Source organism: Streptomyces sp. NPDC056296, from assembly GCF_042268605.1.
Lineage (GTDB): Bacteria > Actinomycetota > Actinomycetes > Streptomycetales > Streptomycetaceae > Streptomyces.
Genome location: NZ_JBHJRX010000081.1, coordinates 19470 through 28569 on the forward strand (window position 1 = coordinate 19470; position 9100 = coordinate 28569).

At 73.6% G+C, this 9100-nt stretch carries 6 protein-coding genes and 1 pseudogene; 4 read left to right on the forward strand and 3 right to left on the reverse strand.

Going from position 1 to position 9100, the window contains the following annotated elements; all coding sequences use genetic code 11:
- Positions 1 to 132 precede the first annotated feature (132 nt).
- Positions 133 to 3009 carry a glycoside hydrolase family 3 C-terminal domain-containing protein gene (locus ACFCZF_RS37255; RefSeq protein WP_376675430.1) on the forward strand — a complete coding sequence of 959 codons (2877 nt, stop codon included), beginning with the start codon at positions 133 to 135 and terminating at the stop codon, positions 3007 to 3009.
- 49 nt (positions 3010 to 3058) lie between these two features.
- Here ACFCZF_RS37255 and ACFCZF_RS37260 read toward each other — a convergent pair whose 3' ends face one another.
- Positions 3059 to 3760, reverse strand: a complete 702-nt coding sequence (locus tag ACFCZF_RS37260) for a response regulator (protein ID WP_376675431.1) — start codon at positions 3758 to 3760, stop codon at positions 3059 to 3061.
- A 5-nt stretch (positions 3761 to 3765) separates the two neighbouring features.
- A complete protein-coding gene (locus tag ACFCZF_RS37265) occupies positions 3766 to 4980 on the reverse strand; it encodes a sensor histidine kinase (protein ID WP_376675432.1) in 1215 nt (404 codons plus the stop codon).
- A gap of 142 nt (positions 4981 to 5122) precedes the next feature.
- Here ACFCZF_RS37265 and ACFCZF_RS37270 point away from each other — a divergent pair, with 142 nt between their 5' ends.
- Both ACFCZF_RS37270 and ACFCZF_RS37275 read left to right on the forward strand, forming a co-directional pair.
- Positions 5123 to 6247 carry a glycosyltransferase 87 family protein gene (locus ACFCZF_RS37270; RefSeq protein ID WP_376675433.1) on the forward strand — a complete coding sequence of 375 codons (1125 nt, stop codon included), beginning with the start codon at positions 5123 to 5125 and terminating at the stop codon, positions 6245 to 6247.
- Positions 6244 to 7435: pseudogene (locus ACFCZF_RS37275) on the forward strand (glycosyltransferase family 4 protein). Before ACFCZF_RS37270 ends, ACFCZF_RS37275 begins: the two are co-directional and overlap by 4 nt.
- On the opposite strand, the gene ACFCZF_RS37280 reads toward ACFCZF_RS37275, so the two are convergent.
- A complete protein-coding gene (locus tag ACFCZF_RS37280; RefSeq protein ID WP_376675434.1) occupies positions 7432 to 8289 on the reverse strand; it encodes a class I SAM-dependent methyltransferase in 858 nt (285 codons plus the stop codon). The pseudogene ACFCZF_RS37275 and the gene ACFCZF_RS37280 sit on opposite strands and share 4 nt — an antisense overlap.
- A 135-nt stretch (positions 8290 to 8424) precedes the next feature.
- Between ACFCZF_RS37280 and ACFCZF_RS37285 the strand changes: the two genes are divergently transcribed.
- Positions 8425 to 9009, forward strand: coding sequence for a TetR/AcrR family transcriptional regulator (locus ACFCZF_RS37285; protein WP_376675435.1), 585 nt, complete (start codon positions 8425 to 8427; stop codon positions 9007 to 9009).
- Positions 9010 to 9100: the final 91 nt, after the last annotated feature.

The following is a 9100-nucleotide window of genomic DNA, read 5'->3' on the forward strand; positions in this document are numbered from 1 at the left end:
TCATGTGACACTTGGGTTGCGTCGAGAAGTCTGAGGTGATGCGCGGAAGTGGCTTGACACCCGTCCCCGGACCGACTGAGCATCGAAGCGCTTCGAAAGCGCCTGGCCGCTCCATCGCAAGGGGAACTCCACGTGACCGCACCCACGCCGCCCACGCCACCTTTCCGTGATCCGCGTCTGCCGTTCGCGAAGCGCGTCGACGACCTGATGTCGCGGCTCACGCTCGACGAGAGGACCGGGTTCCTGCACCAGTTCGCGCCCGCCGTCGAACGGCTCGGCATCGCCGCCTTCCGCACCGGCCAGGAGGCGCTGCACGGCGTGGCCTGGATGGGCCCGGCGACCGTGTTCCCGCAGGCCGTGGGGCTCGGCGCCACCTGGAACGAGGACCTGGTGCGCCGGGTCGGCGAGGCGGTGTCCAGGGAGGCGCGGGCGATGCGCGCCCGCGACGACCGCGTCGGCCTCAACGTCTGGTCCCCGACCGTGAACCTGCTCCGCCACCCCCTGTGGGGCCGGAACGAGGAGGGCTACTCCGAGGACCCGAAGCTCACCTCGGCCATCGCCACCGCCTACACCCGCGGCCTGCGCGGCGAACATCCGACGTACTGGCGCACCGCGCCCGTCCTCAAGCACTGGCTCGCGCACAACAACGAGACCGACCGGGACACGTCCTCGGCGTCCGTCCGCCCCCGCGTCCTCAACGAGTACGACCTGCGCGCCTTCCGCGAAACGGTCGAGGCGGGCGCGGTGGCCGGGGTGATGCCGGCGTACAACCTGGTCAACGGCCGCCCCAACCACGTCTCCCCGTACCTGAACCGGCAGCTGCGCGCCTGGACGGAGGACGACCTCCTGGTCTGCTCGGACGCGGGCGCCCCCTCCAACCTGGTCGACTCCGAGCACTACTTCGACACCCACGAGGAGGCGACCGCCGCCGCGCTGCGGGCCGGGGTGGACAGCTTCACCGACCACGGCACGGACTCCTCGAAGATCGTCGCCCGTGTCCGGGGCGCCCTCGAACAGGGCCTGCTGACCGAGGCCGACATCGACGCGGCCGTGCGCCGGCAGCTGTCGGTCCGTTTCCGGCTCGGCGAGTTCGACCCGGAGCACGACCCGTACGCCGTCACCCCGGAGAGCGCGGCCACCGGCTTCGACACGCCGGAGCACCGCGCGCTGGCGCTGGAGACGGCCGAGCAGGCGGTCGTCCTGCTCAAGAACGACGGCGTACTGCCGCTGGCCCCCGGCACCCGGGTCGCGGTCGTCGGGCTGCTCGCCGACGAGTGCAAGCTCGACTGGTACAGCGGCACGCTCATCCACCGTTCCACCCCTCTGGAGGGCCTGTACGAGCGGTTCGGCGCCGAGCGCGTGAGCTTCGCGGAGGGCGTGGACCGGGTCCGGCTGAGGACCGCCGCCGGTACGTTCCTGCACGTGCTCCCGTCGGACGACTCCCCCGACGAAGCGCGCGGCACCGAGGGCGCCCTCGACCCGGCCCTGCTGGCCGGCCGCACCGACCTGCCGCCCCTCACCACCGACGCCGTCGGCACCGAACTCGCGCTCGTCGACTGGGGCGAGGGCGTCCTCACCCTGCGCGCACCCGACGGCCGCTACCTCTCGGTCGCCGAGGACGGCTACCTGCGCGCCTCCGCCGACCAGCCCGGCGGCTGGGTCGTACAGGAGACGTTCCGACTGGAACCCCACGGGAACGGGCACCTCCTCCGGCACACGGGGACGGGTCGTCACGTCCGTGTCGCCGCCGACGGCGTGAAGGTTGCCGCCTCGGACACGCCCTTGGACGACGGGGCCCCCGAGGTCTTCGACGTGGTCGTCACCGAGCGCGGCGAGGACGCGGTGACGCGGGTGGCGGCGGAGGCGGACGTGGTCGTGGTGATGGCGGGCAACGACCCGCACATCAACGGCCGGGAGACCGAGGACCGTACGACGCTGTGGCTGCCCGCCCACCAGGAACGCCTGCTGCGCGCGGCGCGCGCCGCCAACCCGGACACGGTGCTGACGCTGGTGTCCGCCTACCCGTACGCGGTCGACGCCGACGCGCTCCCGGCGGTGCTGTGGACCGCGCACGGCGGCCAGGCGGCCGGCACCGCGCTGGCCCGGGTCCTCGCCGGGGACGTCTCCCCCGCCGGGCGGCTCCCGCAGACCTGGTACGCGGACGACGCCGATCTGCCGGACCTGCTCGACTACGACGTGATCGGCGGCCGCCAGACCTACCTGTACTTCGAGGGGACGCCGCTGTTCCCGTTCGGGCACGGCCTGTCGTACGCGTCCTTCTCGTACGCGGACCTGGCGGCGCGGGTGGCGGACGGGGAGGTGTCCGTGTCCTTCACGGTCACCAACACGGGAGACGTCACCGCCGACGAGGTCGCCCAGCTCTACGTCCGCGCCGAGGCCCCGTCGGTCCCGCGCCCGCGCCGCGAGCTGCTGGCCCACCGCCGCGTCACCCTGGCCCCGGGAGCCACGGCGGAGGTGTCCTTCGCACTCCCGCTGTCCGCCTTCGCGTTCTGGGACGTGGCGCACGACCGTTGGCGGCTGGAGCCGGGCCCGTACGCCCTGCTGGTGGGTGCCTCCAGCGAGGACGTCCGCCTGTCGACGACCGTGTCCCTCGACGGCGAGCCCGACGCCCCGCGCCCGGTCCGCGAACGCGGCCTGGCGGCCGCCGACTTCGACGAGCAGAGCGGCACGGAGATCGTCGACCGGACGAAGACCACGGGTGACGCGGTGACGCCGGTGGCAGCCGGCGAAGGCGAACTGCTCTACCGAGACTGCGACTTCGGCCCCGGCATCACCCGGGTGACCGTGACGGTGGCGGGGGTCGAGGGCACCGTGGAGATCGCCCTCGACGGCGGCCCGGCGCCGGCGGTGCTGTCACCGGACGCGCCCACGCCGGGACCGTACGACTACGTGGAGATCGGCGCCGAGATGACCGCCGAGGGCGTACACGATCTCCGCATCAGGCTGCGCGGCTCTCTGCGGCTCGCGCACGTCGGCTTCTCCGGCTGAGGGTCCGGAGGAAGCCGGCCTGAGGACGGGGCCCGGTACCGGCGCGCGTCTACCGGTGCCGGGCCCCCGACTCGCCGCCCGCCCGGACCAGGCCCAGTTCGTAGGCGGCGATCACGGCCTGGGCCCGGTCACGCAGTTCCAGCTTGGCGAACAGCCGGTTGATGTGGGTCTTCACCGTGTGATCGGTGATGGTGAGGCGGCCCGCGATCTCCGCGTTGGACAGACCCCGCGCGATCAGCGTCAGCACCTCCGTCTCCCGGGCCGTGAGGTCGGCCGCCGAGTGGACGGGCAGCCGTGACGCACGCGCGTGGACGAACTCGGCGATCAGCCGCTTGGTGATCTCCGGCGAGAGCAGGGCATTGCCGTCCGCCACCACCCGGACCGCGTGCAGCAGCTCGGGGAAGGTGGCGTCCTTGAGCAGGAAGCCGCCCGCCCCGGCCGCGAGCGCGTCGTACACGTACTCGTCGAGCCCGAAGGTCGTCAGCATCAGGACCTTCGTCGCGCCGCCGGACTCGGCCAGGATCTCGCGGGCCGCCTCGATACCGTTCTTGTGCGGCATCCGGATGTCGAGGAGCGCGAGGTCGGGCCGGGTCTCACCGGCGATCCGCACCGCCTGTGCACCGTCCTCCGCCTCGCCGACGACCTCGATGTCCTCCTGAGTGCCCAGGAGGTTCACGAAGCCGGTGCGTACGACCGCCTGATCGTCGGCGACCAGTGCCCTGATCACGTGTGTCTCCCTCTTCCGCTCCATGGGTGTCACCCGGTCCCCCAGGGGAGCTCCGCCTCCACCAGGAATCCGCCGTCCGGGCCCGCGCCCGCGCTGAGCCGGCCCCCGACCAGCGCGGCCCGCTCCCGCATGCCGGTCAGGCCGTGGCCCGCGCCCGTGCCCGTGTCGGAGCCCATGTCCGGACGGGCGCCCGGCGCGGGTCCGTCGTCGCGGATGCGCAGCGTGAGCAGCCGGTCGGCGCCGTAGTCGAGCTCCACCACCGTACGGGCGCCGGGCGCGTGCTTGCGTGCGTTGGTCAGCGCCTCCTGGGTGATCCGGTAGGCGGACAGCTCCCATGCGGCGGGCAGCGCCACCCGCTCCCCGGTGACCTTCAGTTCGGCCACGCCGCCCACCGCCCGGTGCTGCTCCACGAGTTCGGCGAGGTGGCCGAGGGTCGGCTGCGGGGCGGTGAGGGCCGTGTCGGCCTGGGAGGTGCGCAGGACGCCGAGGAGACGGCGCAGTTCCGCCATCGAGGAGCGGGCCGTGGCGGCGATCTGCTGGAAGCCCTCGCGGCCTTCGGGAGTGAGTCCGGGGGTGGTGTACGTGGCGCTTTCGGCCTGGACGGCGATCATCGACACCGAGTGCGAGACGATGTCGTGCAGTTCGCGGGCGATGGCGGCCCGCTCGGCCTCGGCGGCCTGCTGCCGCTCCATCGCGATCAACTGAGCCTGTGCCAGGTGCCGTTCGGTGCGGGTCTCCTCCCGGGAGCGGACCGCGTCGCCCATCATCACGGCCCCGAAGATGACCACGGTCAGCAGGAACGACTCGGCGAACAGGCTGAGTGAGCCCTTCTGCCAGAGCGCGGGCACCGGCAGCTCCATCCGCGACCAGGTGTTGATGTGCACCAGGTTCACGCACAGGGCGCCGAGCGCGCCGCCCGCGACGGTCATGGCGGGGTGCAGCACCCGGTGCCGGCCGAGCGAGTAGCAACCGACCAGTCCGCTCGCCATGATCGAGAGGTACAGGTTGACGTCTCCGGCGAACCCGAGGAGACCCGCCGCGACCGTGAGCACCGCGACGGGCGGGAAGGACCGCCGCCACATCAGCGAGGCGGCGGACACCAGCACCCCGACCGTGGTCGTCACGGACCCGGGGATGACGATCAGCTCCGTGACCGCTCCGACGGTCAGGACACCGCCGGTGGCCCAGGGGTAGGCGGGTGCGGCGATCCAGGCGCGGAACCGCCGCTGAAGCGACGTACTCATGCGCCCATGATCCCGGCCGGGGCGAAGGCGCGCGTCACCGCACGGGTCGAGTCCGCGGGCGGATGTCGTACCACGGGTTGAGTCCCAGGTGCGGAGCCTCGGTTGACGCCTTCCGGTCTGCGGATTCCTAGCGTCGACGGACATGAGGAAGACCCTTGAGGAGCATGCCGCGAAGTACGCCGCCAGGCGCATCGAACGGTATGCGTGGGCCGGGTGCGCGGTCGTCGCGCCGGCGTTCGCGATGGCGTCCGACCTGGGGCCGCACCGGGCGTGGGGATGGGCGGCGGGTGCGGGATACGCGGTCGCGGCGCTCCTGACACACGGCTCCGTCCCGCTCCGCGCGGCCCGGGCGGTCGCGGTGCTCGGGGCCGTCGTGGTGCCGCTCGTCGGCCTGGTGGCGGCGGGGCTCGGGCAGTCGGAGGTCGCCGTCGTCGAGCGGTCGGGGCAGTTGCTGCTCACGACCGGCGGTCCGTACGTCACTGACCCCGTGGCCGTGGCCGACTTCAATCCCTACCTGCCGGGGACGGCGCTCTTCGGCGTGCTGCCCGGGGATGCCCGCTGGTGGCTGGGCGGCGCGTTCGTCGCGTCTCTCGCCGCCGCCGGACTGCACCGCGCCTGGCTGCTCGCCTGTCCGCTGATCGCGCTGCCCCTCGCGGTGGGCGGGATCGATCTGCCGGTGGTCGGCCTGATGTGCCTCGGCGTCTCACTCGCCGGGCAGGGGCGCCCGGGCCGGGCAGGCCTGGCACTCGGGGCCGCCGCCGCCCTCAAGTGGACCGCCTGGCCCGCGCTTCCCGTGGCGCTCGCCCTGATCGCCGTACGCCGGGGTGGCCGGCCCGCGCTGCGGTGCGCGGCCGTGGGCCTGTGCACCGCGACGGCGGCGGTACTGCCCTTCGCCCTCGCCGACCCCGCCGGCTTCTACCAAAACGTCGTCGCCTTCCCGCTCGGCATGACCGCCACCGCCTCCCCCGCCGCGAGTCCGCTGCCCGGGCGGTTGCTCGCGGAGTACGTCCCCGGCGGCACGGTGATCGCCGTCGTGCTCCTCTCGGTCGGCGCGCTGCTGATCGCCCTCTCGCTGGTGGTGCGCCCTCCGTCGACGGTACGGGCGGCGGCCGGGCGACTCGCGCTCGGCCTGGGCCTTGCGACGGCGCTGATGCCGGCGACGCGCTTCGGCTACCTGGTCTGTCCGCTGGTGCTGGGCGCATTGGCCTACCGGGCACCGCACCACGCCGCCACTGCCGTTCCCTCCGTCCAGAAGGCCCTCGCATGACGAGTAACTCCCCTGCCCGCACCCTGATCGTCACGAACGACTTCCCGCCCGGGCAGGGCGGCATCGAGACCTTCGTCCGGGAACTGGCCGACCGTTTCCCGCCCGACGAGGTGGTCGTGTTCACCTCGGCACCGACGGCACCCGCACCACCGAAGGCACCGGCGGCCTCCGCGGAACCCGGCGAGCCGTTCCCGTACCCGGTTGATCCGCCACCGGGCCCGCACCCTCCTGCCCACGCCCCGCGTCGCCGCACACGCCGCGTCCGTGGCCCGCCGATACCGCTGCGACCGGGTGTGGTTCGGCGCGGCGGCACCCCTCGGACTGATGGCGGGCCGGCTCCGGCGCACGGCGGGCATCCGTACCGCCGTCGCCACCACCCACGGCCACGAGGTGTGGTGGGCCCGTACGCCCGGCGCACGGGGCCTGCTGCGCCGCATCGGCACGGAGGTGGACACGCTGACCTGGCTGGGCGCGAGCACCCGGGGCCCCATCGAGGCGGCCCTCGCGCCGGGGACCCGGTCCGCTCGCCTGGTCCCCGGCGTCGACACCACGGCGTTCCATCCCGCCGTGGACGGCGCTCCGGTCAGGACCAGGTACGGTCTCGGCCACCGCCCGGTGATCCTTTGCGCGGCCCGGCTGGTCCCGCGCAAGGGCCAGGACACCTTGATCAGGGCGCTGCCCTGGGTCCGCAGGGCGGTCCCCGACGCCGTACTGCTCCTGGTCGGCGACGGCCCGTACGCGTCCGAACTGCGTCAACTGGCCCTGCGCGAGGGGGTACTGGACTCGGTCGCCTTCGCCGGCGGCCACCCCCACCACGCGCTCCCGCCGTTCTACGCCGCCGCCGATGTCTTCGCGATGCCCTGCCGTACCCGCAGGCGCGGCCTGGAGGTGGAAGGGCTGGGCATCGTCTACCTGGAGGCCGCCGCGTCCGGACTCCCGGTCGTGGCGGGCGACTCGGGCGGCGCGCCGGACGCCGTGCGCGACGGCGAGACGGGGCATGTCGTCGACGGCCGCTCGGTGGCGGCGACGGCGGACCGCTTGATCCGGCTCCTGCGCAACCCCGGGCTCGCCCGCGAGATGGGCGAGAAGGGGCGGGACTGGGTGCGTACGGAATGGACCTGGGACCGGTCCTGCGCGACGCTGCGGGACCTGCTCTCCCGGTCGGCCGGGACGGCCCCCGGCTCCTAGGCGGTGGCTGTCGGGCGGTCCGCCGTGACCAGCCAGGAGGTGCTGCGCAGCCGGACCGTGCCGTCGGCCGCCTCGTGGGCGCGCAGATGGTCGGTGAGCGCGTGGCGGGCGCGGACCTGCTCCGGTGTGCCGACCTGGCTCAGGAAATGCCGGCCGGGCCCGGTGTTCAGCAGGAACTCCGCCGCGTCGTCAGCTCCGTGCCCCCATGCCCCGTACGCCTCGACCCGGTCGACGGCCACGCCGGAGAATCCGGCCGCGGCGAGGACGGCGCGGATCCGGTCCGGGGACGCCAGGGAGAACATGCCGGGCAGCCCCGGGGTGTCGAAGTCACCGAGCGGGAGGGTCTCGCGCAGGGCCGCCATGGCCGTCACCCAGCCGTTGAGCGAGGGCTCGGCCGGGCAGACGAACGCCAGGCGGCCGCCGGGTCGCAGCGCGCGGCCGATGTTGCGGAAGGCCGCTTCGGGGTCGGAGAAGAACATCACCCCGTAGCGGCTGATCGCCGCGTCGAACGCGCCCGGCTCGAAGGGGTGCGCCTGGGCGTCGCCCTGCGTGAAGGTGGCGTTGGTGATGCCCTCCCGCGCCGCCCGGGACCGTGCCTCGGCCAGCATGGGGCCGGACAGGTCGAGGCCGTGGGCGCCGCCCCGGGGTGCCCGGAGGGCGGCGAGGCGCGTGGTCTGCCCGGAACCGCAGCCGAGGTCGAGCATCCGGTGGCCCTCGGTGAGTCCGGCGGCGTCGAGCAGCGGCTCGTTGAAACCTTCGTTCACGGCGTTCCACCGGTCCTGGTTGCGCGCCCAGTGGGCGCCCTCGGGGCCGTTCCACGCCTGTGCCTGCTCGGTGTTGACGATCTCCGACACGAGTGTCTCCTGATGACGGAAGGGAGAATGGGCGTCCGCCCAAACTGTATGGGCGTGCGCCCAAACTGGCAATGCCCATACGATCCGAGAGGTCGCGCCGCCCGCGGCGCCGAACGCCGGAAGGATGAGAGGCCCATGTCACCCCGTGGAGTGGCGACGCCGGACGTGCGCGAGCGGCTGTTCGCGGCCGCCGAACGGATCGTGGAGAGGGATGGACCTGGCGCGCTCACGAGCCGGTCCGTCACCACCGAGGCGGGCTGCGCCAAGGGGCTGCTGCACACGCACTTCGCGGGGCTGGACGAGTTCGTGGCCGAACTCTGCCTCGACCGCTTCGCCAGGACGGCGGCGAAGGCGCGGGCGATGGCGGGGCTCGCGGGGCAGGGCACGGTGGCCGGGAACCTCGACGCCGTCGCCCTCTCGCTCTTCGACCGCGGCGGCCCCGCTCTGTCGGGCCTGGCCATGACACGCCCGACCGCCGCGGCGCGCGTGCGCGAGGCCATGAAGGACGGCGGCCCCGGCTTCGGCGCCATCCAGGAGGCGATAGCCGGCTACCTGGAGGCCGAGCGAGAACTCGGACGGCTGCCGCTCACGACCGACCCGCACACCGTGGCCCTCGCCGTCGTCGGCACCGCCCACCACCTGCTGATGACCAGCTGGCCAGGCGCCCCCGACCCGCGGCCGGCCATGAACCGGCTGGTGGCCGCGCTGGTGGGGGGCTAGGGGCAATGCCGTTCGGTTAGGGGTTCGATCGGCAGTGCAACTTGCGGCGTTTCGGCTGGTGATATGGGTGCAGCCCTTGTAGTGGTTCTCG

Bases quoted from the DNA above. Each gene is read 5' to 3' on its own strand.
- ACFCZF_RS37270 (WP_376675433.1), top strand. From the start codon at position 5,123: ATGAGGAAGACCCTTGAGGAGCATGCCGCGAAGTACGCCGCCAGGCGC.
- ACFCZF_RS37285 (WP_376675435.1), top strand. From the start codon at position 8,425: ATGTCACCCCGTGGAGTGGCGACGCCGGACGTGCGCGAGCGGCTGTTC.
- ACFCZF_RS37260 (WP_376675431.1), bottom strand. From the start codon at position 3,760: ATGGAGCGGAAGAGGGAGACACACGTGATCAGGGCACTGGTCGCCGAC.
- ACFCZF_RS37265 (WP_376675432.1), bottom strand. From the start codon at position 4,980: ATGAGTACGTCGCTTCAGCGGCGGTTCCGCGCCTGGATCGCCGCACCC.